Genomic DNA, 21851 nt, shown 5'->3' with positions numbered 1-21851 from the left:
GAGAGCCCAAGCAGCAAAACTCATTCAAGCCCTTTTGGTAATTCGATCCCGTTCGCTCGCGCGTTCTTGATATACATAATTTCTTCGTAATACGGTGGACGATCAAGATCACAAACCCATTTATATTCTGTCAGAAACCAATTCAATTTATTCGGGGTATCGATCTTCAAAGCATCAGTTGCGAACTCTTTGTAGAAATGCCGCATACTTCCATTTGGATTCTCAACGTATATTCTAGTCGGGTCATTATCTGAAGTTGCCTTTTCTAAAGCTTCGCTATGTGGTAAAGTTCCTAGATTTGGACAGGCGTTTTCTAACCTGTTTTTATAAACAGAAAAATAATTTTTATGCACCCATGCTAAACTATCATTCCAGAGATCATAGACGAAAATGACAGGATTTAGAAACGCTATAAAAACAAATGCGAACATAATAAAATCCTTTTATTGCAACCTAACGAAAATTTAGTTCTAAAAAAATATTAGGTAAAGCAAAAATTCTTAAGTTTTCTCGACAAAAACCTTGCCAATTGTCCCTGGTTTCAAATATACTAAACATAAATTAAGGTAATGAAAAATGTTGGATGTCACGGAAGACTATGAGCAAAATATAGATAGAATTGAAAAAGTGATAGATCGGTTCTTGTACAACTTACAGATAAATAAAATGGATCGTCGACTAGCCACACTTAAAGCGGCCAAAGAGATAGTATTTTTACTTACAAAATAAAATACAAATTTATTTACCAACTAGCTTTTTTATCATCCCGTTGACGACTTCTAAAGCAACTCTATCCCGTGTCGACAATTCCTGCGCACCAAGTATTACTTCTTTCAGAATCGGATCGTCTTGCATTTGAAAGTTAAGGTTCCGCATATCATCAAAATCATTTAATGATTTCTTAACCTCATCCCCACTAGGATAAAACATTTGTCCCTCACCAGTTAACAGCCATTCAAGACTGACCTGATGAACCTCAGAAATCTTCAAAATTGTTTCCTTCGAAAGGGACTTGCCTTGTTTTACGGCTGCACTAACGAAACCAGGGGTAACACCAATTGACTCAGCAAACAGCTTTTGAGAAAGCTGCTTCGACCTAATCAACATTTCTAGTCTTTCACTAAGCGTGGTCACGTGACTACCCCGACCCCACAATTAAACATAAATGTGGGGTATTAAAAAAATATACCTGGAGTAAATTTTTTACTTGTAAATATACCATTGGTAAACTATATACTAATAGTTAATTATTAAGTATATCGGCACAGGCGGGGGTCAATCCCGAACTTTTCGGGGAGGAAGTTTATGAACGAAAAAACAAAGAAAATTTTTGGGGAAATCGAGGATCGCTATCATTTAGATAGCAAGGTTTTTGAGTCATCGGACGTTGAAGATGCTCTTCGTGAACTGCCAGAATATTTAGGAGAGATCATACAGGAGTATAATTCCACAGCAGACAAATTTGTGTTCCGCAATGATCTTCTTTTCGCCGCGACGAAAATTGTCCACTTCATTGCGGTAATGGACGGGGTCAACTAACAATGACAGCCGCAAAGAAAAGTTACTACATCCCTAAAGCTCTTCGCGATGAAGCGAAGCGAGAGATTAGTTACCGTTATGGTTCTGTCTCAAAATGGGCAGAGACATTGGAGCTTAATTATAATTATTTGACACAGGTCTTAAATGGCTTAGCTCCTTGTTCTGGCAATTACGCCATCTCCTTAGCCAAGGAAGGGCTCATACCATCTGACAAAGCGAAGGTGTCCAAGTGAGTTTAGTCGAAAGAGCTAGAGGGCCAAAACTTCCAATCAAATTGCAAGCACTCGCGAAATCGGGGAAACGGTTTAGCGATATTGCTAAACGAAATAATTTAGATAGAACACACATTCTAAAAGTTGTCTCAGGAAATTATAATTCATCTCGTGTGGACAAAATTCTCCAAACTGAATGGGGGATCACAGTAGAAGAAGCCCGTTCTATCTACAAAGAACATAAAGAACGAATGGAAAGCGGGAACCCTGTTACCACTCGTGAAGCGTTCGAATTCAAACAATCGATTAACTACAGGCTGGCGGTCTCTTGTGGAAAAACAACAAAGACCTGGAAAGAATACCTTTCGGTGATGGACCAAATTTCCTGGCCAACGTTTCAGTATGCATTTATGCAACGAGGAGTTGCAACATGAACAACGAAAAAGAACCAAACGATATAGTAAATGCGATTTTGTTCTACAAAAAAATCTGGAAGAGCATCCCCTTCATGCTTAGAGGATGTATCGTTGGAATCTCTATCGCTTGGGCGACAGTAAGCGTATATTCGGGAGATTTCTCTTCACAAGACTGGGGTCAAGCAACAAGAGGTAATTTTCTGTTAACCTTTATGGGAATCAGTATCCTTTATTTTCTTCTTATTGCAGCAACGGAGGACTCCTTATGAATTCCTCAACATTGGATACGATGACAAAGAACGCTAAGATTTACTTTGAAACGAATGCTGATCGCAGCGAATACTCAAATGGTTTTGTGGAAGGATACAAAAGCCTTAAGCAGACCAAAAGCACGGAACCAGCTGATCTTGGTTATGATCATGGCACAAAACACCGGCAGATGGAAGAACGGAAGGCAAAGGAACGTGGGGTTAAGGGTAAATAAGTGGTACGTGTGAGTAGTTTAGTTTCTGCCTCTTGCCATATTTCCAAAGAGCGACTTATGCACTTAGCAACCCCAAACGAAGTACATAAAAAAGAAGAGAATCGCGAGAGTCGTAAGCTCGCACCTGGTGGCAGAGTCCGTGAATCTGTTCTTGGGCACCAACCAGAGGAGTGTGCGCAAATGCAATCACGCTATGTGCTGAAGCACCGATTCATTCTCCGTCAGCAAAGAGAATTAATGCGCACACTCTCTGGTGACTTGCGAACCCAATTAACACTAAAACAAATTCAAATGGTCAGGAAAAATGACCTTCCTCCCTATCAACCTTATACAAAAGATCAAGTGGATCACTTTGGGAAATTTGCAAACTTAGTCTCTCGAATTGGATCGTTAGGTTATGTAATGAAAGGTGGTTCGAATAGAGAAATTGCACAGCATCTTATCTATCTCGCAGCACATGCTCTGTCTTGGGCAGAGAATTACGTGGAGGAGCTTCCATGACCATTGCAGAAAGAATTTCATTTTTGCGAGGGGCTCTCTGGTTGAAATATGCAGAGCAAGCGATTAAGGAAATCGGTCGTGGTAGACAAAATCGCAGTAAGGTGCATAGAAGGATTGCAGAACTTGCAATCAACCGCGCTTCCATCGAACAGGCATTTATTGAAGACATGGATGAAGTTGCCGATTTTGCAGAATGGCAAAATGAAAAACTCGTCGAGGAACGATTAGGTGGAAAAAGCAGATGAGCAACAAATCAAAGCCTCTTCGGCCTCGACACCAAATCAAAAAACTACGTGCTCTTATTCTTTGTGGACTATCCGAAACTCGTTTCAATTCTTTCTGGGATTCACTTCTCGATTTAGAAAAAGAGAGATTTTCGAGCAAGGAGCTCGCGTCCCTCGCGCAGTTGAAAGTAAAAGAACTCCTTCCATTGAGCAAAGCAAAGATGGAGGAGTATGTGAAAAATCAGAATGTGGAAACAAATCAAAAAAAATTTTTGGAGGTGTTCCGATGAGAACACATTTTTACATGCAGCCCCCTCTGCTTCATTACAAAAAACAAACATTAGTTGATCGATTCGTTTCTTTCATGATGGGGGAATGATATGGGAGAGACAGCAACTAAAGCAAATATTTCACAGAAGGCAACGGTTTTGACGTTGTCATCTATCGGTCGCTCAATCAAAGCCCATCCTCTTGAAGTCGCAGTAGGAGAGATTTCAACTCTTTACATGTTTCTTGAGGAGAAAGGTTTATTTGGGGAATTCGCAGAGTTTAAAAATGGATTGGTTATTTCGTTAAGAATTGAGGGAGAAAATGAGCAAAAGCACCAAAAACAACAAAGCAAATAAAGTTAAAAAATCGGAACCTGCTGTCTCTAAGGGAAAGAATCCCGTCGACAAGCACTCTAAAATAAAAAACAAGACTTCGGAAGAAACTGTAGAAACTGCAGATGCTCTGCAAGAAGAATCTCCTAATTCCCTTGCTCACCAAGAGGCGTCCAATTTAAGCACTGACAGACATACACGACTCAATCAGTTGATGCGTACAATTAGAGTTTCTTCCGAAATGTTAAAGGCCGCTCAAGAAAATATCATGATCGCCCTGCATGAAATCAACCGCGATCAACTTTTTTTGTTAGCTGAATGTGAGTCCATGCAAGCATTCGTTGAGGAACACACAGAATTCCACTGGTGGAAGGTTTCTAAGTATCTTACTGTTGCAGAAAAGTTGCTTACCTCCGAGGTAAACAAAAAAGTTCTCTCCGGAAAAAGCGAAACCTCACTCATCAAACTTGTTGAAGGTATGAAAGAAGATAATGCTTTGTTTCAGGATGGTGAAGTTCGTTTCCCTGACGGTAGGGTTTTGAGTCTTTCTGATTACGAAAAAGAAGTTCAGTCCAAACAAAATAAGGAGACAGTTAAACTCCTCAAAGATAAAAATACCCAAATTTTGAACTTAGAAAAGAAGGTCGAGGACAATCAAAAAGTAAACCTATCCTTTGATTCAAGAATTAAAGAACTCCAGGAAATGCTAAATGACCAAACACATGAGACTGGCATCCCTCCTGAAGTGCGCAAGGCATTCCGAGAAAGAGAAGCTCTTGCCATAATTTTAAAAAATGCGGTCAACGGAATCCAGGAGCATGCGGATGTTCTTAAGGTCGCCCACGAATCTGAGTTAAACGAGCTAGAACACAGCACAGAGAATGGAAAGATTGTAAACATCTTCCTTGTAACAATCCAAGGGATCTATACATCGGTATTTGAATCTTGGCAGGATTGTCTTCCTGTTTCTACGGAAAAGGGAATTTCGTGAAACAATTAGATGTTGGAATCGTAATGCCCCTCTTTCGGGATTGGAAACTCGCACGAGAGCGAGGTACCCGTTCCGAGATTGGACAAATTGTTAAAAGGGCTGTCGATTCTCTTGGTCTAGCGAGACCACAGGTTTATAATATTTTCAACCGGCTTTTGGAAGGAGAGTCTATCTTTTCCGTTGCAAAGGTTGAAAGAAAGAAAACTGGATCAAGACTCGGAGTTGCGGAAATTGCCTTACGGGAAATTGAAATCTATGAGATCACTAAACTCATGTTTGCAGGTGAAGTGCAGCATGAGCAAGCGAAGACTGGCACTGGCAAGGATAGAGATCTCCGCACTGTCGGTTTTGCTTTGAATCGAAAGTATGGTAAGTCCATGGAATTTGCCATTGAACAAGCAGAACGATTGGGAACGATCAGAAAAGGTGTTTGGGATCGTTTTAAACTAGGAAGGGCATTGAACGAACGAGGTATCACCCGCAAACAAATGGGGAAACCGTTGGCGTCCGTAACTTGGATGGCAACCTATGCCAACCAATTTTGGATGTTTGATGCCTCGCCACTTAACGCAGTTTATTTGGAGCCAGGTAAAGATTCGAGGATCTCTATTCGCCCAGATATTGAGTCTGGTTTAACGAGGATCTACGAAGGATCTAAAGAGGCTACGCTTCGAAAGGTTCATATCTATGTTGCCGTTGATGTTTATTCAAAAGCATTCTATGCTTATGCATACGCTCCTATCGCAAAAGGAAAAGAATCAACACATGGAGGCGAAAATTCAACAGATTGGCATGACTTCCTTTGTCGCGCCTTTTTAGAAAAAGATGACGGATTTATCCCGATCCAAGGAACTCCTGAAAGAATTTATACGGATAAACATACGGCATTCGAATCTCTTTCTGGGTTCTTCTCTCGATTGGATATCATCCAAGAATCCCACTTTCCGGGTCACTCCAAAGCCAAAGGACCAATCGAAAGCCGGATTTCTGCAATCAAACGATGTTGTGAAACCATGGCAGTGAAAGGAATGATTCGCGATTTAGATGAATTCAATCTCCTATTGTATAGGTACCAAATTTCGAGAAATGACAAACTAAAGTCTTACAAAAAATGGCTGAAGTCTGCCAACGAAAAACCAATCAACGCCGTTTCTAAACAGAACCTAACGGATGCTTCTATCAAAGAAGAGGTTCGAAAGATAAATGCATACGGTTGTATCGAAATTGAGGCAACGCAGTATCTATTACGCTATCCGAATGGCCACGTTGTTTCAGACAGAACCAAAGAAACTGTTAAGGTATACAGAAACCCGCGTAGCGGTTTTGAAGTGCTAACTAGCGATGGCATTCGTCTCTCTGCGGATCCAGCAGGGCCTATTGGAAGGGAACCTGGAAGTTTCAAAAACGTTGGTGATCGAAGTGGACTTACGGAAACCAAGAGAATAAGAAACAGAAAGAAAGTTTTATCTTCAGCAAAGGCTGTTGAAAAAACTCTGATCCTTTCGGATGCCCTGCCAAATTTGCCAGAGATTCCTTATGGAAAATTACATGTTTCTAAAGAACATCGCCAGACTCACACACCAATGGCTCCTGAAAAATTCGAGAGTACCGACGATGCATTTGAATGGATGCTTAATGAGCTCGGACACTCCGAAGACACATTAGAAGAACTTTCAATGAAACTTGCAGATGAAAGGGATGAAAATCTTTCTATAGGTGCAATCGTATTGCAGTTGTTAAGGTCTGCAAAACGCAAACTAGGGTATATCCCTGCACAAGAAGTTTACGACACAATCGAAATAATTCGGGGCACGTTCCCAGAGGTTAGCAAATGACAGATGTTATAAAATATAGGCCCAGTTTCGTTAATACAAGAAACACTGATACAATTGTAAGACTCGCAAAAGAAGCGGTAAAAACGAACTCTTGGTTGGTAGTGGAAGGAGAAGTTGGCGATGGGAAAACATTTATGTTTAACCAAATCAAATCCTTACTCGAAGCCAAAAAAAATAAACACATCATCGTGAATGCAGGACCCGTTTGGGAAAGTTCTATCTCTGGAATTTCCATACCTTTTATCGCACGGCATATGATTCGAGCGATACGTCCTGCAGAGAATATTCCAGGAAATCAAAACGAAAGATATTTCCGCTTAAGGGAATTGTTGCTTTGGGTGGAAGAACAAAACCGCAAGGTGGTCCTTGTTATTGATGAGGCCCAAGCATTGCGCTGGGGTGGTTTCCGTGATCTAAAAAAGCTTTGGGAGTTATCATCACCAAACCAAAGTCATTTATTCTCAATCATCATGTTTATGAAACCAGAGACGAGGTTATCCGGTATTCTTGACAGCCCGGAGATTGGCCATCGTGTATTTTCTTTCCGCAGTAAACCGCTTACAAGAGTAGAACTTTTATCTATAGCCGAACAAGGATTCAATATTAAGTTTCCACAAGGAAAGACCGGAGAAAAAACGAAGGAACTTTTTTACTCAAATCTTTCATCCAAGAATCCACTTTCAGTAGAAAATCTCATCAAGGCAATTTCCTTCTCATATCCTGAATTTCAAAAAGACGGAATCATCCGAGAGAGTTATTTGCGAAACGTAATTTCCGACGGAATTCGCACCATGATGGAAAGGCTTAGAATTTCAAAACGAGAACTCCGCCGAAGGATCCAGGATGATTATGGAAAGGATTTTGATAATAGAAAAATCGAAGAATCTCTATTTCATCCTGGCAAAAATCCAAAGGATGAATCCATCGCAAAAACATCGTTAGATCGTATTTACAGAGAGCGTACCGGGAAAAAATCTCCAGTCCTCTCATCAGTTGAAGTCGAGTGATCATTTTTTAGTATAAGGAGACAATCAATATGCCAGCTAAGAAAAAACAGGCAAAGAAACAAACCGCAGCGAAGAAAAAACGGAGAACCGTTCCTCCTGCACAAATGGTAAAATCAACCTCTAAGGGGGTCGTTGTCGACGCAAGTCAAGGAGTTGCCAATGCTCAGTAAGCGTCGTCAAAATCTTCTTTCGTTGATGCCGGACAATCATTACGCGGATCAGGAAGAACTTGAAAGAGGAATTGAACTACTCGGCAGAGTATCTCGCTCTCGAAAGGATTTGATCTCTTTAGCGGATAACAAGATCGCAGCAATTAGAGAAGAATTGAAGGAAGAGCTTGTTCCTTACGATCAAAAAATCGCACACATTGCTTCCGGAGTTAAGTTTTATGTGGGAGAGCATCGGAATGAACTTTTTCCAAACTTTCCTGCAAGAAAAACTGCAAAGCTTGTCTCAGGTAGCCTTAAAATCCGTCGGGTTCCACCATCTATTAAGACAAGAGCGACGTCTGAATTTTTGGAATCGATTGTTAAGAAAGGAGGATTGTATACAAAATTCGCTGAGCTAGTCTCTGCGCTTTCAAAAAACTTTCTCCGAGTCAAATTGGAATTAAACAAGGATGCAATCCTTGCTGATCCCTTAGGCTCCAAAAATTCGATCGGAATCGAGTTGTCTGAAGAATCAGAAAGACTCTACATCATTCCAGCTGAAGTCGATGCGGAACATGATGTTAGTGCAGGAGAAAGATCCTCTGCAGCTTAAAAAAGAAAAGACACAAGGGACAAGTATAACGATAATTTGTTGGATACTTGTCGCAATCTGTAATACGTCTCTTGTGTCGTATTCTAAAGCTACTCAAAGACGTGCAATCAACATGCACGTTATCAATGGTGATAACGCAGAACAAATTGCTGCAATTCTCAAAGCAGAACATCCCAAAATTACCTCCAATACAATTCGAACTTGGCTCGAAAAACAAGATGATGCAACAGGAACATCTCCACTGGAAGATCGTCTTTTAATAGAAAGTCAGGCTAGAAATTCTGCACTAAAAGATGCAGAGATTAGTTTGACATCCATCAAAATTGATACAGTAAAAGCATTTCGATCACTCAAAAAACAAGTGTTTGATGAAAATGGAGATCTTAAAGTTTCTTTTAAATCCGGCGAAGGAGCATGGAATACTTTTCGTGGTTTAATGAACGATATGGAAAAGATGCTCGAGAAAGAAAGAGAGCGTCTCGAACCAGAAGAAATTGCGAAAGGAATCAATCGAGCAATTCGCAAAACAGCAAAGCTATCAAAATTCATGGATTCTAATCAAGATGTCTTCAGACAATTTTTCCAAAACTTAAAACTCGAAATTACAATTTCAAAAAATTTGGATATCGCCTTCATTGAGGAGAGCTCGGAACGTGAAGGCTGAGAAAAAAAACAAGCTAACTGTATCGGCAACGGAAAGGTTTTTCGATGAGCTCGATAGTATTGTTACTCAAACTACAAACCGCAATGGTGTTGCCGGAAGCACGTTTGAAGAGTTTCTATACCAAAATGTATTAGTGAAAGGGCCATACGGTCAACTCGTACCTTTTAGTTTTGATGGATATGCCTTTTGGAGATATATCACCAGAGAATCTCAGAACCATCCCTATCTTGTTTTTTTAAAAGCTGCTCAGGTGATTTTCAGCACATGGATGCTTGGTCGCCTAACATGGAAAGGTCTCGGAACTGCTCTAAAAGCAGGGCTATACTTTCCAGATGATACATCAATGAAGGATTTCCACGATGATCGCGTCATTCCCTTTCTAATGAACTGTAAAATTCTTCAACAGTTCCTTAAAGAAAATCAGGTAGATAACAACAGAACGAAAAAGTTCGGAGAGTTCACCCTTGCGATGAGAGGTACTTGGACAAAGCGTGGGGCAAAAACAATCGACTTAGACATGATTGGAATAGACGAGGCACAAGAGCACAACGAAGAAAATGTCGAGTTCGTACCAGATAGAATTTTAGCATCTAAACTAGGCTGGTTGATGTATGGTTCGCAATCAGGACTCCCTAATACAGGAATACATGCAGAATTTGTAAATTCATCTCAAGGTTTTTGGATGAACCGATGTGGATGTGGTGAATGGAATAACTTAATAGAACGCTGGTTATCTGACCATGATTCTATTTTTGGCTTTAAGGATAAAGAGGCAAAATTAAATCCCACTCCAGGATCCATATTCTATACTTGTGCAGGTTGCGGAAAACCAATCGATACACAGAAGGGAGAGTATGTTCACAAGAACATAAAGCATGACCACCGAGGTTATCAGCTTTCGCAACTCTGGACACCGAAAGACCCGGCAGAAATATACAAACGTCAATTAAATGCCAATACTTCAGCAAAAAGAAAAGCATTCTGCATCTCAGTGATTGGTTGGCCATACTCATCCGATGAAGAGCAGCCTCTTCGAAAGGAAGATATCGAACGCTGGCAATCTGATTTTGTTCTGCAGGATGGCTGTCAATATTTCACTTTTCATGGCTTGGATCAAGGTGACACTATCCATGGCGTATATGGCGAACCTACTAGTGATGGAAGAATCAAGATCATTGGCCTATATAAAGGACACGTAGTAAATGAAATCGACTACTATAACTCTATTCAACGTTTTAACGTTTATTCTGGAATCATCGATGCGATGCCAAACAGAAACTTCTCCATGAAGACTGCTCTGAAATTCCCCGATAATATTCGAATTCAGTTTTTTTCTAAAAAGTTTGCAGAGAGGGAAGAAAACCTTCCGGGTTCAGAATCAATCGGGGTTATACAAGTTAATCGCGATGATTCATTGCAAGAGACTGTGGATGCAATCAAAGCCGGATTATTTTTATTTCCCGACCCAAGGAAGTTATCTCCAGCAGATCTTTCTCTTTATGAAGAATTCAAGTTTCACCTAACGATGCTAATCCGAGAACGTGGTGAGGACGAAAACGGAAAGGCTCTTTGGGGATTTAAGAAAAAGGTTCCGAATCACTTTGGCATGGCATTGAATTCATTACGCTTGGCGTTTGAGACACAATCGGAAAGTGGAGGGAGTTATGGTGGAGGAATCGGTTGATGGGAATTTGGAATAGAATAAGAAATAGATTTTTTGATAGCGAAGTCTTTCTCCCTTTTACATGGGCAAATGACAGAAAGAAACTAAAAGAAAATAAGGCCGAGATAGAAGCGTTTCTAGCTGAAGCAGTGACGGAGGACAACCCATCTGAAGATGTGAGGTTGATTAAAAAATTAGCACGAATCTCCCCGGAGTTATCGCAAGCCGTGAAACGAGCACTCACGCTAGGAAACACCGGCTTGGAATGGGATATCGATGCAGATGAACGGAATAAGTCAGCGATGCTCGCTGAAATAGGTTTGTTTTTCGATAGCCAACCTGGCATAACAAATCGCCTTCTTCGGCAAACGATTGTTTGTGGGGCAATTTCTGCTGAGTGGATACCTTCAGTAAACATTGATTCAGTTGAATCAATACGAACAGTTCCTGTATCAAAAATAATTTTTAAAAGAGACGTCTCGTTGGAAACAGGGGCTGTGAAGTTCTTACCTTACGAACAGACCAAGCTGGGTTACAAAAAACTAAACGAAATACAATACATGTATCATGCAATTGAAACTGATGAAGATTCTCCATATGGCATCCCTCCGTTTGCATCTGCAATTCCTCATGTCGGCAGTCAATTCAAAGCTCAGTCCAACATGGAAAAACTTTTGGATAAGTGGGGCCTCCTTGGATTCATTGTTGCGAGTTTCCCAAAACCTCGTCAATTGCCTGGAACAGATAGCGCTGCTTACGAACAACAATTAAGTGACCACTTAGCTAAGGCTCGCGCGGCCTTTGAAAAGAATTCCTCATCTGGTTTTATGGCAACATACGACGGAGTTAAGACTGAACATTATGCCCTAACTGATGGAGCTCGTACCGGCGGTTATGATTCCATAACAAGAGGGATAGAGGAAAAGGTTTCCTCTGGAATAGATACTGATCTGTTTCTTTTGGGTAGATCCTATTCCGTTACTGAATCATATGCAAAAATCTCAGGTAAGCTGTTCTTGTTGAAGCTGAAAAATATTGCCTACCCGGCAAAGCTTTTTTTAGAACAAGCTATCAGATTCCACCTAATAGCAAAAGGTTATTCATTTCGATCAGTATCTGCCAAATGGGGCAAATCTATCACTTTAGATCCAAAAGGAGAAGCAGAAGCAACAAAGATTTCAAACGAGGCAACGAAGATCCACTATGATCTTGTTAGAGCACAAGTTGCAGATGGATTAATCGATCCAGATGTGGGAGCAAAACTCCTCGGTTTTGACAAGTGGCAAGAACCATCCAAATTAGAAAAACAGTCTACCGATGGGCTCACTTTCTCTGAAAAAAAAAAGCCTGGTGAAAGCGCGATGATTATTTCAGAAGAACATTCAACTGACTGCACCTGTGGAGACCTCGAACAATTTGTCGAGCTCGGTGCTTGGACTATAGAGGAGAAAAAAATCTATCAGGCGATAGAAGATTCTTTTGCTGAAACTTTTTTTTCTTCCTATGAGGAAAAGGTAAAGGCTGTCCTTGAAGCAATTCGGAAGACAGACATCTCAAAAGAGGATGCTGTCGACAGGATATTGAGCATGATTGAGAAGGAGCTCGGAGACCTGCCGGATGAGCTCGAAAAGGAATTCAGAAAATCAATCTCTGATGCCTGGGACTCTGGCCAGGAATTCCATAAAGGGAACGATGGAAAAGAAGTAAAAATCCCTAAAGTTAATGCAAACAAACACGTATTAGACTTTTTTAACAACTCTTATAAATTCGATGTAGGTAAGCAGTTTAAGAAAGAGGACGATATCAACGATATCCGGTCTGCAGTGGAACAGGCATTGGAGTCTGGTTCCGTCGACAAAGTAATCAAGGATCTACAGGACAAGCTCTTAGGAAAAACAAAGACAACTTCTAAAGACGAGAGAGCTGCAATTAGTAACAAACTTAATAACATTGTTCGCGGCCAGATTTATCGAGCGAGAACGTTTTCGCGAGTTAAGCGTTTCAATGAAACAGGAATCTCTCGCCTTGAGTATGTAATTATCGATGATGAGCGAACTTCCACAATATGTAAGGCAGTATCAGGGAAAACAGTAGAAGTAATGCAAGCAGTTTCCTTTGTCGATGATTTTATCAACGATGATCCCACTCGTGATGGGTTTTGGAAAGAGCGTCGTAATCCGTCCGAGAAAGAAGCCGAAAGCCTAAAAGGCCTCTCTGGTGATGAGATTATAAAAAAACTGAACAATAAGATTCCTCCACTTCATCCCGAATGCCGTACAACGGTCGTTGCATCTTTCGAAAAGAGGAAGTCATGACAGTCATCCTTCATCAAAAAATCACCGTTCATGATCGGGTAAAATTTTATTCGGACACTTTTCCAAAATATGCTCCTCTCCACGTTTTCAGTGAAAGTATTTATGGGGAGTGGAGACTCGGGCAAAATTTTAAAAACACATCCGATTATTGGGGAGCTTATCCCGAACAATATTTACCGCGAGCAACATCGCTATTCCCTGAGAAAAAAGAAATATTACACCTGTTTTCTGGTAAAACTCCACCTGGGAACTATCTTCGAATGGATAAAAATCCTGCGAATGGATCCGAAATCGTTGGCGATGCAGAAAAACTTTCCTCTTATGCGAGGATCTACAAACCCGGCGGATTCGATATCATTTACGCGGATTGCCCTTATACGGAAGAAGATGCAAATCATTATGGATATTGCATGATCTCACGACCCAAAGTTCTTAATGAGTGTTGGAAAAGTCTTTTGCCTGGCGGTCATGTTGTTTGGTTGGACCAGGTAGTTCCACAATGGTCAAACGAAGAATGGTTTCTAGAGGGAATTATTTATATGTTTATATCAAGTAATCGAAGAGTAAGAGCTGTAAGTATTTTCAGGAAGGTGTAGGTATGAGTTTGTTTTTTACAGGATTTCTCCAAGTTTTATTCGTTTGTGCGAACACCTATATGATCAGCAAACAAAAGTATATGTGGGTAATTATTTTCGGTTTTTTGATTTCATTCATCTGGACTTGGAATGTTAGAAAAATTGCCTTTGGTAATATTTTTGATCGTATCAAGTATTCCGTTGGTGCTGCAACAGGTGGTGCCGTTGGGTTATTTGTTTCAGTACTTATCTTAGGCGATAAATAATATGAAGTGTTTATCTATACGACAGCCTTGGGCTGAGGCAATTGTTTTAGGATTAAAACCACTGGAAAATCGCGATTGGTATACCTATGTTAGAGGCGAAGTATATATCCATGCGGGAAAAACCTTTGACCAAGACGGATTAGAATTTCTCCAGAAAGAATTTCGTTTATTTCCAGGTAAAACTAAAGCAGACTTTTTGTTAGGTGGCATAGTTGGAAAAACAGAAATAGTTGATTGTATCAAAAAATCTTCTTCGAAATGGTTTTTCGGTAAATGGGGGTTTGTGATGCAGAACAGTAGAAAAATTGAATTTGTACCGTGTAAGGGACAACTCGGATTCTTTGAGGTTTCTTTATGAGTGATACAATTGATAAGGAGTATAAAATACTCCAAAACGAAGAAAAAATTTCGGCAAAATTCTTTAGAGCAAATGAATACAAATTAAGGCAGATCAATTGCTGCCAATTTTGCAAATACGTATCACGCTCAACTGTCTCAGATCCTTATATCTGCGATAAAGCAAATCCAGAAGGCAGATTTCAAGTTTCAAGCGTGGATCCACTTGGTATTTGTAACTCCTTTAAAAAGTCAGGACAGAAGGGACAGCAATCAAATGTTGAGTATTTTTAAGATTGTTCTGCTTCTGATAAATACTATACTTGCGTATAGTATTATGCTATCAAAACTATATAACGTAGACTGTCTTAAGATTCTACCTACGATTGAAAAAAACTCAATTGATGTTATTCTATGTGATCTTCCTTACGGAACCACTGACTGTAAGTGGGATAAAATTATTCCAATGGAATCATTATGGAATGAATACCATCGGATCACAAAACCGAACAGCCAAATTCTATTATTTTCATCTCAACCATTTACAACTTATTTGATAAATAGTAATCCAAAACAATTTCGTTATGAAATCATATGGTATAAAACTAAAGCATCAGGCTTCCTAAATGCACGTAAAATGCCGAACAAGAGCCATGAAAACATTGTTGTTTTTTATAAAAATTTACCTTACTACAACCCAGTTAAATATGAAATAGACCCGCGTTATCAACGTAAAGGCAAACAAGTCGGCTCAAACAAAACTACTCTTTTTAATATCAGAGGAGAACGAAGCGAGAACTATCAATACTTAGATGACGGATCCAGATTTCCAGATTCAGTATTGTGTTTCCCTTCCGAATCACGTCCTGGCCAACATCCAACCGAGAAACCTAATGCACTTCTGAGATTCCTTCTAAAGTCCTATGCAAAGCCTGGTTTCACCATTCTCGATAATTGTATGAGAAAGGGAAACACTGGAATTGCCTGTGCTGAACTGGGTTTGGATTTTATCGGCATTGAGCAGGACAAAACATATTTTAAAGATGCGGAAACCAGAATCCGGCTTGCTCGACAAAGAGTAAAATTGGGGTTATCGTTATGGACGGATTAGAAAAACAAGCTGTGATATGTTGCCCTAATTGCAAAAATTCGTTTTCGGAGCAGTCCCTGCCGTACGAATTGCAACTTTCAATTGCAGAAGACTTATGGATGAAGCATTGCGAAGAAATGTTTCGAAAAGGTGGTAGGCCCAAAAAACTTGAGAACCTTCCATCCTATATTCATACTCCAAGGATTAAGGCTTATTATGAAAAACTTGAGAAAAGAATTGAAGCAAGAAAAGAAAGGACATAGCGGACAATCAAAAAAATCAAAGTGTCTGCCAAATCAACTTATTTGAAATATAATAGATAATGGAATTTGTTCAATACCTTTCAGTTTGGGAGAGAATCTCAATCATTGCACTTTGCTTCTTAACCATTTGGGCAGCATTGATTGCATTTTATCGACTAATAAAACGTGCCGCAAATTGGCTCCAAAATCGTAATATCAAATTAGGAAAATCAGAGTTTCTTAAAATTGAAAAAACCACTCCTACTTCATTTGTCAGCTCAATCGAAAAGGACTTCACTCTTCATCCAGTCTTTTCTAAGATCGAAAAATTCTTACGAGTTGATTTAAAGTCAATTTCACTTGATAACAGTTTTCGTGATTTAGTTGTTAAGGATATGGCTTCTGTGACCTGGATCGGACACTCAGAAATGCTGTTAAAAATTATTCAAGAAACAAAGTCTTGTACCAATTTCCTGCAGTTTAAAAAAGTAATTTTTAGAATTCTTACTGATAGAGTTGAAGAGCTCAACAAGGACCTACTCGCAGAGGGAATTCCTCTTCTAGTGATAGAGAGATATTGCCAAGTCATTAACCTGTTTAACGTCCAACTACTCGCGAATATCGAAGAAATCGACAGGAACTTAGATCGAGACAGTGCAGTCGATTCTGTATTCCGTTATGTATCAGCCATACTAACAACCGTTCATCATCAATTCATATTTTTATTTGGTTCAATCAATGGAAAACTTAAAGGCTTAACTTATAAGGGGGTAACTTGCAATGAATAAGGATACAAATTTGATCGATACAAAAATCAGACCTGATAGAGAGTCGTTGACTCCGATTACTCCGCTTCCATGGTACGACCCACAGACTGACAACGCAACTGTTCAAATTTTAAATAGAATTATGAACAAATGGAACACTTGTATGGGAACTACTTATCTCGCCGTAATTAAATGGACTGGGCTAGTCTTGGGGATTAACACCTATGCGGAGTGGAGTGAAAAGGATTATTATAAAAAACTCGGTGAATTTGTAAAAAAAGATTTAGACATCACAACTTCAGCGTTTCACAACAAACTATTCAACTCGCTCTTTTCAGGAAAAGCTTCTGTTATTCAAGTTCCGTTTTCTTTGGAAGTTCTTAAAGAGCATATAAAAATCACTAAATGCCCAGCTGCAATCTCAATTGATGTAAGACAGGTATTTAATCCGAAGGCAAAAGATGTAATGGGCCATATCATCTTACCTGTTGCTCAATGTAACAATGGATTAACAGCTCATGATCCTAGAGGAAAGTGGGATACAAACTACAAGGATTTACAAGGAGCCAATTGCTTTTTTTCAAATGCACTCTTAGAACAAATTGCTCGTAAGGAGTTTATGAATTTATTCTCGATAGGAGAAGTAAAGTGAAAAAGCTTCGCTTAAAAAATCCGGCGGATCGTCAGCTTTCTGTTCTTAGCTTTGCTGGTGGAGGATACCTCGCCGTCACCAGTCTTAAAATTCTAATTGAAATTGAAAAAGTTTTCCTTGAAATCCTTCTCGATCGATTCGGTGAATTTGAATTTGTAGAAACTGGAAGGAAGAGTTTTCCTTTTCACAGGCTATTTGATCTCTTATCAGGTACGTCCACTGGTTCAATTGTTGCAATGGCTCTTCGGTCTGGCTTAACACCAACACAAATCCTGGAATTATATTTAGAACATGGACAAAAAATATTTCCAGGAACAGTTTCACGGTTCTGGAATAGGTTTATCGTTCGAGGAATCTTTTCTGGTCAGGGCCTGTCTGCTCCAAGCTTATCAAGCGAACCGTTGTTAGCCTTACTAAAAGCCACGCTTGGTGAGACTACAATTGGAGAAATAAACAAGAATGGCCGAGTGATGGTTATCGGCATCGATTGTGAGACAGACAATACATTGCATTATAAATCTTGGAGAGAAGAATTTCAAAGCCTACCAGCATATTTAGTTGTAGCTGGATCTTGTTCTGCAGACACATACTTCTCTCCGACCGTAATAGAACAGAAAGAGAAAACTTACTATGTTTCGGATGGTGGTACATCTGGGGCCAATGATCCAATTTTAGATGCAATTGTAGAAACCTTCAAGTTCCAGGAAAAAGAAATTTCTGTGGGTGGTCTGGAGAAACTTCTTTCTTCTTTATCTGGCCGAAGACTCTCAATTTTAGAAACGATTCGAACTCTTTTTGGTGATAGTGTTTTGGCCGCATCAATCGGGACAGGAGAACGCGCTACTCCGCGAGAGGGGAAAGACATGTTGGACTGGGGAGCTGCACAATTAGTAACAAACGGCGTACTTCCGAGCGCACTTTTGAAACGACCAGAAAGGCATGCTAGAAAATTAGCATCCTACCTGGTGGATCAGAACAATTTTTACAGTTTCAACACTCCATTCATGACAGCAAAAGAAACCATGGATGATGCTTCCGATTCCCAGGTAAAATCAATGTTATACGATGTTGATTTTTGGATAGATCAACCGGCTACAAAATCTTACATTAACAACTTTGCCAATAGGCTGGTTGATCTTTTGGAAGAAGTGAATCATGTTTAACTATACATTTCTTTTGAAGAGGATTTAGTAGATTGTATGGACCAAGAACTTAAACCGTTGATAGAACAATATTCTTTACTTCATGATTTGGAGTATGCTTGTAAAACTTACAAAAAAGAAACAAAGAAAGATCCTGATCGGTTAGATACAAAAGTAACCGAATACTGGGATATACTTGATAAAACAGCTGACTTTACTTGTTGGTGGTCGAATAAACTTAAATCCGAATTCGCCAATATCAAAGAAAAACTAGAATCTCATTCCCCATATCCTAAGTAAAACTTAGGATATTTCGCACATTCTCATCTAACGACTAATAAATGATTATTGGTTTTTTCTCAAACCCCTTGTTTTTACTTAAGAAATCTTAAGTAATCTGAAATTCAGTAACGATTTTAGCGCTCATCGGGACCCCCGGTAATGCTCGCGGACAAGAACTGTAGAGATTTTTTTACCTCGAAGCTTCGCTTTCACTCTTTTTTTAATCTTTAGTTTTTCTTGAAAACTGGCAATGGATGATTTTGATATTAAAAGGTTGGTTCCTGTTACTTTATTCAACGATTCAATGCGACTGGCTACATTGACCGTATCTCCAAAAATAGTAACTTGTCGACTAATGGGATGTCCCACTTCACCCATCACAACTTTACCTGAATGAATCCCCATTCGGATATTAAAAGTATGTTGGAAGCGATCTTGTAAAAACTCATTAAACTCCATCATTTTATCTTGGATTCGAAAACATGATCGCAACGCATTGATCACCATCTCATCTTTATCGGAAGAAACGGGATTATAATACGCCATGACCGAATCACCAATATACTTATCAATCTGTCCGCCGTTATTGAGAATGATCTCTGTTGCCATCGTAAAAAATCGATTTAAAACATGGACGATATCATGTGGGTAATTTTTTTCAGAGAACTCAGTGAAACCTTTTAAATCAATAAACAATACAACCAACCATATTTCTTCACTTGGAATTGATTGTTTAGGTTCATTTAATATTTGGAAGATTTCTTCTTTGGATTCTATAATTTTTCTAACGTGAATGTCTCCATACACTTCTGTCTGGCAAGCCAACCGAATGGTTTCATCCCAACCTTTCCGTCTCGCAAGTAATTTTTCCCTTTCATTCCTTTCGCTGACATTACTTAAACCTTTTATGATCTGAATCCGGCATGTGGTACACCGAGCCTTACCTCCACATTCGTGGAAAATTGGATAGGATGATTGTAGTGCTGTTTCTAAAATAGTCTCACCATTTTGTTTTGCGGTGACTGTAGTACTTTCTTGGTTAGTAAACGTGATTTGATTCATGAGTTATGCGAAAGGAATCTTGGTTAAATAAATTATTGCTATTTTTATTTTTCAAACTTTTTGATCAAGAAAAATAGAAGTGAAGTTAGTTGGTTTGATTCGATGAAGGCGAGTTTCCGATAATCATTCATGGGGGATTTCCCCCCTTGTATTAAATTCAACCTCAATGGGAAAATTAATTTCAATGAACTTCTTTCGAATACCATACCAATCCGAATCGCTTTGACAACTAATGCCTAGTAGATGGATCATCTTTCCTTTTGAAAAAAGGAATCATTTTCGGTTCTGAAAATTAGGATTGGCCTGTGAATCCCGACGAAGCATTTTGATTTTGAGTCTAATTTTGCAGATGCATAACCTGTCCGTCAAAAGACCTTTGCAATACGGATCGCGGAAAAGCAAACAAGGCCACATTCAAAGGGGAGAATTGTCATGTCAGAACCAAATTCATTTTTTAAAGGTATCTTAAAGTCGGTCTTCAGTGTCTTTTTAACTCAGACCAAAATTTCAAAAATAGAACGACTCACGAATGATTTCGTTCTCATAGAAATAACAGGAAGAAAATTAAAAGAATCAAAGTGGATACCCGGAGGTAAAGTGCAAGTCGATGTAGGGAATTTTACCTACCGTACATTCACCCCTATTAGCGTTGATAGAGGCGAAGGCAAACTTTCCTTTATTTGTTACCAACATCATAATGGTCCAGCTTCCAAATGGATCAATGACTTAAAAGTTGGTGACCCTTGTGAAGTCTTCGGCCCTCGCGATTCTTTAGATTTTTCGAATATGGAAGGAGATGCGATCCTTTTCGGCGATGAGACTTCTTTTGGGATCGCAAAGGTTCTACAAAACAAAGTGGAAAAGAAATCTCACTTATTCTTCGAATTGACTTCGACAGATACAGGGAAAAAAGCCCTCGATTCATTGGGAGTTACGGGACAGAGAATGATCGAACGATCCCCGGATGGATCACATCTCCAAAAACTTTCGCAAGAAATTGTGGATCGCCTCTCACAGATTCCCGATGCTAAAGTTTTTTTAACCGGGCGAGCAAGTTCCATCCAACAAGTTAGAAACAATTTGAAAAACTCAGGTATCCCAACGAACAAACTGAAAGTTCGCGCTTACTGGGCGGATGGAAAGGTTGGCCTGGACTAGTGGGCGGAAAAACAGGGCAAAATAAAACAAACAAGACATAAATCATTAATTATATATAAGAACCAGAATGAATCCAATGAGAACTTATCTACTAATCCTTTTTACTTTTAGCACAGTTGGTCTATCCTTAAATTCCGAATCTATATCAGAGACTAACCAAAAAGCAATTGATGCCTTTTACCAAAAAAACTGGTCTCAGGCGGAAACGTGGTTCAAAGAAAGTTTAAAGAAAAACCCGAATGACCCATATGCAAACTATAACTTGGCCTGTGTTTACACCATTCTACTGAGTCAATGTGAGGAATTGGCAGAAGAACAAGATATTTTTCGGTTATTGAAGAAAGCTGTCACATATAAAAAAACTTACAAAGGTTTGATGCTTAAAGACAAAGATCTTTCCTTACTTCGTAATACATTTCGATTTAATGAAATTGCTGGTTTAAGCCCCAAAGAACTCTTTACAAATATTTTTTGGTATGGCCCAAGTCCTGGTGCTTACGGTCCCATTTCGGAAATCAAGTTTAATGTAAATGGAACCTTTGAACTCTCTTTGGTTGAGTTTCGGGAAAGCGACGGTGCACTGGAAAAACCAAAATATAAAGGAAATTACGTATGGGTTTCTGAAAAAGTCATTCAATTAGAATTTCAAAAACTACCCCCTGCTTTTCCTAACCAAACAAAAAAAAGACAAGCCCGTTGGAAGGAAGATACACTTGAAATCGATGGCTTTGATTACCACTTTGTAGATTCACCTGACAGATGTTCTGCATAGAATTCGTTTCTGACTCCTGCTCGATGGGCATCCTGGCCAGACTCGCGAGCTCCGCAATCCTGCTTTTCGCCTCCGTAGAAAGGCATTCTGACTTGGGTTACTGATTGGATATAGAAATTATTTCCCGGGCACAAAAAAAGCCCTTGATCTTATGACCAAAGGCTTCTCCCAACATTTGTATACGACATATAAGTTAACAAACAATGCTATAATCTATACATACACGTTTAGCACGTGTATATTGTAATATGGTCAAGCCGATCGAGCGATTAGTATCACTTGGCTGAATCCA

30 protein-coding genes are annotated in these 21851 nt (G+C 39.4%); 27 read left to right on the top strand and 3 right to left on the bottom strand.

Going from position 1 to position 21851, the window contains the following annotated elements; all coding sequences use genetic code 11:
- Nucleotides 1-20: 20 nt before the first annotated feature.
- Both CH361_RS19235 and CH361_RS19230 read right to left on the bottom strand, forming a co-directional pair.
- On the bottom strand, nt 21-431 hold the full coding sequence (locus CH361_RS19235; RefSeq protein WP_100792452.1) for a hypothetical protein: 411 nt from the start codon (nt 429-431) through the stop codon (nt 21-23).
- A 307-nt stretch (nt 432-738) separates the two neighbouring features.
- On the bottom strand, nt 739-1134 hold the full coding sequence (locus CH361_RS19230; RefSeq protein ID WP_100792451.1) for a helix-turn-helix domain-containing protein: 396 nt from the start codon (nt 1132-1134) through the stop codon (nt 739-741).
- 171 nt (nt 1135-1305) lie between these two features.
- Between CH361_RS19230 and CH361_RS19225 the strand changes: the two genes are divergently transcribed.
- The 25 genes from CH361_RS19225 to CH361_RS19105 all read left to right on the top strand — a co-directional run bounded on the left by CH361_RS19225 (nt 1306) and on the right by CH361_RS19105 (nt 18585).
- Nucleotides 1306-1539, top strand: coding sequence for a hypothetical protein (locus CH361_RS19225; protein WP_100792450.1), 234 nt, complete (start codon nt 1306-1308; stop codon nt 1537-1539).
- A gap of 229 nt (nt 1540-1768) precedes the next feature.
- A complete protein-coding gene (locus tag CH361_RS19215) occupies nt 1769-2185 on the top strand; it encodes a hypothetical protein (RefSeq protein WP_100792448.1) in 417 nt (138 codons plus the stop codon).
- Nucleotides 2182-2436 (top strand): hypothetical protein, encoded by a 255-nt coding sequence (locus CH361_RS19750; protein ID WP_100792447.1) that lies wholly within the window; start codon nt 2182-2184, stop codon nt 2434-2436. Before CH361_RS19215 ends, CH361_RS19750 begins: the two co-directional genes overlap by 4 nt.
- On the top strand, nt 2433-2651 hold the full coding sequence (locus CH361_RS19205) for a hypothetical protein (RefSeq protein ID WP_100792446.1): 219 nt from the start codon (nt 2433-2435) through the stop codon (nt 2649-2651). The genes CH361_RS19750 and CH361_RS19205 overlap by 4 nt, the downstream gene beginning before the upstream one ends.
- Nucleotides 2652-3152 (top strand): hypothetical protein, encoded by a 501-nt coding sequence (locus CH361_RS19200; protein ID WP_125232086.1) that lies wholly within the window; start codon nt 2652-2654, stop codon nt 3150-3152. It begins immediately after the preceding gene.
- A complete protein-coding gene (locus CH361_RS19195) occupies nt 3149-3397 on the top strand; it encodes a hypothetical protein (protein ID WP_100792444.1) in 249 nt (82 codons plus the stop codon). Before CH361_RS19200 ends, CH361_RS19195 begins: the two co-directional genes overlap by 4 nt.
- A complete protein-coding gene (locus CH361_RS19190) occupies nt 3381-3755 on the top strand; it encodes a hypothetical protein (protein ID WP_125232085.1) in 375 nt (124 codons plus the stop codon). The genes CH361_RS19195 and CH361_RS19190 overlap by 17 nt, the downstream gene beginning before the upstream one ends.
- Before the next feature lies 1 nt (nt 3756).
- Nucleotides 3757-4002, top strand: coding sequence for a hypothetical protein (locus tag CH361_RS19185; protein ID WP_100792442.1), 246 nt, complete (start codon nt 3757-3759; stop codon nt 4000-4002).
- Nucleotides 3968-4969, top strand: coding sequence for a hypothetical protein (locus CH361_RS19180; RefSeq protein WP_100792441.1), 1002 nt, complete (start codon nt 3968-3970; stop codon nt 4967-4969). The genes CH361_RS19185 and CH361_RS19180 overlap by 35 nt, the downstream gene beginning before the upstream one ends.
- Complete coding sequence (locus CH361_RS19175) at nt 4966-6804, top strand: integrase (RefSeq protein WP_100792440.1); 1839 nt, start codon at nt 4966-4968, stop codon at nt 6802-6804. The genes CH361_RS19180 and CH361_RS19175 overlap by 4 nt, the downstream gene beginning before the upstream one ends.
- The gene (locus CH361_RS19170; protein WP_100792439.1) at nt 6801-7811 is read left to right on the top strand and encodes an ATP-binding protein; all 1011 of its coding nucleotides are present in this window, start codon (nt 6801-6803) and stop codon (nt 7809-7811) included. Before CH361_RS19175 ends, CH361_RS19170 begins: the two co-directional genes overlap by 4 nt.
- A 29-nt stretch (nt 7812-7840) precedes the next feature.
- Complete coding sequence (locus CH361_RS19745) at nt 7841-7981, top strand: hypothetical protein (RefSeq protein WP_165782288.1); 141 nt, start codon at nt 7841-7843, stop codon at nt 7979-7981.
- Nucleotides 7971-8573, top strand: coding sequence for a host-nuclease inhibitor Gam family protein (locus CH361_RS19165; RefSeq protein WP_100792438.1), 603 nt, complete (start codon nt 7971-7973; stop codon nt 8571-8573). Before CH361_RS19745 ends, CH361_RS19165 begins: the two co-directional genes overlap by 11 nt.
- A 73-nt stretch (nt 8574-8646) precedes the next feature.
- Nucleotides 8647-9237 (top strand): hypothetical protein, encoded by a 591-nt coding sequence (locus CH361_RS19160; RefSeq protein WP_100792437.1) that lies wholly within the window; start codon nt 8647-8649, stop codon nt 9235-9237.
- The gene (locus tag CH361_RS19155) at nt 9227-10921 is read left to right on the top strand and encodes a phage terminase large subunit family protein (protein WP_100792436.1); all 1695 of its coding nucleotides are present in this window, start codon (nt 9227-9229) and stop codon (nt 10919-10921) included. Before CH361_RS19160 ends, CH361_RS19155 begins: the two co-directional genes overlap by 11 nt.
- Nucleotides 10921-13215: a hypothetical protein gene (locus tag CH361_RS19150; protein WP_100792435.1), complete on the top strand. Its 2295-nt coding sequence runs from the start codon at nt 10921-10923 to the stop codon at nt 13213-13215. Before CH361_RS19155 ends, CH361_RS19150 begins: the two co-directional genes overlap by 1 nt.
- Nucleotides 13212-13811 carry a class I SAM-dependent methyltransferase gene (locus CH361_RS19145; protein ID WP_100792434.1) on the top strand — a complete coding sequence of 200 codons (600 nt, stop codon included), beginning with the start codon at nt 13212-13214 and terminating at the stop codon, nt 13809-13811. Before CH361_RS19150 ends, CH361_RS19145 begins: the two co-directional genes overlap by 4 nt.
- A gap of 2 nt (nt 13812-13813) precedes the next feature.
- A complete protein-coding gene (locus CH361_RS19140) occupies nt 13814-14056 on the top strand; it encodes a hypothetical protein (RefSeq protein WP_100792433.1) in 243 nt (80 codons plus the stop codon).
- 1 nt (nt 14057) lies between these two features.
- A complete protein-coding gene (locus tag CH361_RS19135; RefSeq protein ID WP_100792432.1) occupies nt 14058-14414 on the top strand; it encodes an ASCH domain-containing protein in 357 nt (118 codons plus the stop codon).
- Nucleotides 14411-14686: a hypothetical protein gene (locus tag CH361_RS19130; protein WP_100792431.1), complete on the top strand. Its 276-nt coding sequence runs from the start codon at nt 14411-14413 to the stop codon at nt 14684-14686. Before CH361_RS19135 ends, CH361_RS19130 begins: the two co-directional genes overlap by 4 nt.
- Nucleotides 14687-14729: 43 nt before the next feature.
- Nucleotides 14730-15503 carry a DNA-methyltransferase gene (locus tag CH361_RS19125; protein WP_425268696.1) on the top strand — a complete coding sequence of 258 codons (774 nt, stop codon included), beginning with the start codon at nt 14730-14732 and terminating at the stop codon, nt 15501-15503.
- Between the two features lie 301 nt (nt 15504-15804).
- A complete protein-coding gene (locus CH361_RS19120; protein ID WP_100792429.1) occupies nt 15805-16512 on the top strand; it encodes a hypothetical protein in 708 nt (235 codons plus the stop codon).
- Entirely contained in the window at nt 16505-17143 is a 639-nt protein-coding gene (locus tag CH361_RS19115; RefSeq protein WP_100792428.1) for a hypothetical protein, read from the top strand. Before CH361_RS19120 ends, CH361_RS19115 begins: the two co-directional genes overlap by 8 nt.
- Nucleotides 17140-18306, top strand: a complete 1167-nt coding sequence (locus CH361_RS19110; RefSeq protein ID WP_165782287.1) for a patatin-like phospholipase family protein — start codon at nt 17140-17142, stop codon at nt 18304-18306. The genes CH361_RS19115 and CH361_RS19110 overlap by 4 nt, the downstream gene beginning before the upstream one ends.
- 36 nt (nt 18307-18342) lie before the next feature.
- Nucleotides 18343-18585 (top strand): hypothetical protein, encoded by a 243-nt coding sequence (locus CH361_RS19105; protein WP_100792426.1) that lies wholly within the window; start codon nt 18343-18345, stop codon nt 18583-18585.
- A 123-nt stretch (nt 18586-18708) separates the two neighbouring features.
- On the opposite strand, the gene CH361_RS19100 is transcribed toward CH361_RS19105, so the two are convergent.
- Entirely contained in the window at nt 18709-19629 is a 921-nt protein-coding gene (locus CH361_RS19100; protein WP_100792425.1) for an adenylate/guanylate cyclase domain-containing protein, read from the bottom strand.
- Between the two features lie 432 nt (nt 19630-20061).
- Here CH361_RS19100 and CH361_RS19095 point away from each other — a divergent pair, with 432 nt between their 5' ends.
- Nucleotides 20062-20787 carry a siderophore-interacting protein gene (locus CH361_RS19095; protein ID WP_100792424.1) on the top strand — a complete coding sequence of 242 codons (726 nt, stop codon included), beginning with the start codon at nt 20062-20064 and terminating at the stop codon, nt 20785-20787.
- Nucleotides 20788-20854: 67 nt separating this feature from the next.
- Nucleotides 20855-21559 carry a tetratricopeptide repeat protein gene (locus tag CH361_RS19090; protein ID WP_100792423.1) on the top strand — a complete coding sequence of 235 codons (705 nt, stop codon included), beginning with the start codon at nt 20855-20857 and terminating at the stop codon, nt 21557-21559.
- Nucleotides 21560-21851 lie beyond the last annotated feature (292 nt).

It is taken from the genome of Leptospira brenneri (assembly GCF_002812125.1).
Taxonomy (GTDB): Bacteria; Spirochaetota; Leptospiria; order Leptospirales; family Leptospiraceae; genus Leptospira_A; species Leptospira_A brenneri.
This window is presented reverse-complemented; position numbering and strand designations above follow the sequence as displayed.

Bases quoted from the DNA above. Each gene is read 5' to 3' on its own strand.
- CH361_RS19235 (WP_100792452.1), bottom strand. From the start codon at position 431: ATGTTCGCATTTGTTTTTATAGCGTTTCTAAATCCTGTCATTTTCGTC.
- CH361_RS19225 (WP_100792450.1), top strand. From the start codon at position 1,306: ATGAACGAAAAAACAAAGAAAATTTTTGGGGAAATCGAGGATCGCTAT.
- CH361_RS19750 (WP_100792447.1), top strand. From the start codon at position 2,182: ATGAACAACGAAAAAGAACCAAACGATATAGTAAATGCGATTTTGTTC.
- CH361_RS19205 (WP_100792446.1), top strand. From the start codon at position 2,433: ATGAATTCCTCAACATTGGATACGATGACAAAGAACGCTAAGATTTAC.
- CH361_RS19195 (WP_100792444.1), top strand. From the start codon at position 3,149: ATGACCATTGCAGAAAGAATTTCATTTTTGCGAGGGGCTCTCTGGTTG.
- CH361_RS19185 (WP_100792442.1), top strand. From the start codon at position 3,757: ATGGGAGAGACAGCAACTAAAGCAAATATTTCACAGAAGGCAACGGTT.
- CH361_RS19180 (WP_100792441.1), top strand. From the start codon at position 3,968: ATGAGCAAAAGCACCAAAAACAACAAAGCAAATAAAGTTAAAAAATCG.
- CH361_RS19170 (WP_100792439.1), top strand. From the start codon at position 6,801: ATGACAGATGTTATAAAATATAGGCCCAGTTTCGTTAATACAAGAAAC.
- CH361_RS19745 (WP_165782288.1), top strand. From the start codon at position 7,841: ATGCCAGCTAAGAAAAAACAGGCAAAGAAACAAACCGCAGCGAAGAAA.
- CH361_RS19165 (WP_100792438.1), top strand. From the start codon at position 7,971: ATGCTCAGTAAGCGTCGTCAAAATCTTCTTTCGTTGATGCCGGACAAT.
- CH361_RS19150 (WP_100792435.1), top strand. From the start codon at position 10,921: ATGGGAATTTGGAATAGAATAAGAAATAGATTTTTTGATAGCGAAGTC.
- CH361_RS19145 (WP_100792434.1), top strand. From the start codon at position 13,212: ATGACAGTCATCCTTCATCAAAAAATCACCGTTCATGATCGGGTAAAA.
- CH361_RS19140 (WP_100792433.1), top strand. From the start codon at position 13,814: ATGAGTTTGTTTTTTACAGGATTTCTCCAAGTTTTATTCGTTTGTGCG.
- CH361_RS19135 (WP_100792432.1), top strand. From the start codon at position 14,058: ATGAAGTGTTTATCTATACGACAGCCTTGGGCTGAGGCAATTGTTTTA.
- CH361_RS19130 (WP_100792431.1), top strand. From the start codon at position 14,411: ATGAGTGATACAATTGATAAGGAGTATAAAATACTCCAAAACGAAGAA.
- CH361_RS19125 (WP_425268696.1), top strand. From the start codon at position 14,730: ATGCTATCAAAACTATATAACGTAGACTGTCTTAAGATTCTACCTACG.
- CH361_RS19120 (WP_100792429.1), top strand. From the start codon at position 15,805: ATGGAATTTGTTCAATACCTTTCAGTTTGGGAGAGAATCTCAATCATT.
- CH361_RS19115 (WP_100792428.1), top strand. From the start codon at position 16,505: ATGAATAAGGATACAAATTTGATCGATACAAAAATCAGACCTGATAGA.
- CH361_RS19105 (WP_100792426.1), top strand. From the start codon at position 18,343: ATGGACCAAGAACTTAAACCGTTGATAGAACAATATTCTTTACTTCAT.
- CH361_RS19100 (WP_100792425.1), bottom strand. From the start codon at position 19,629: ATGAATCAAATCACGTTTACTAACCAAGAAAGTACTACAGTCACCGCA.
- CH361_RS19095 (WP_100792424.1), top strand. From the start codon at position 20,062: ATGTCAGAACCAAATTCATTTTTTAAAGGTATCTTAAAGTCGGTCTTC.
- CH361_RS19090 (WP_100792423.1), top strand. From the start codon at position 20,855: ATGAATCCAATGAGAACTTATCTACTAATCCTTTTTACTTTTAGCACA.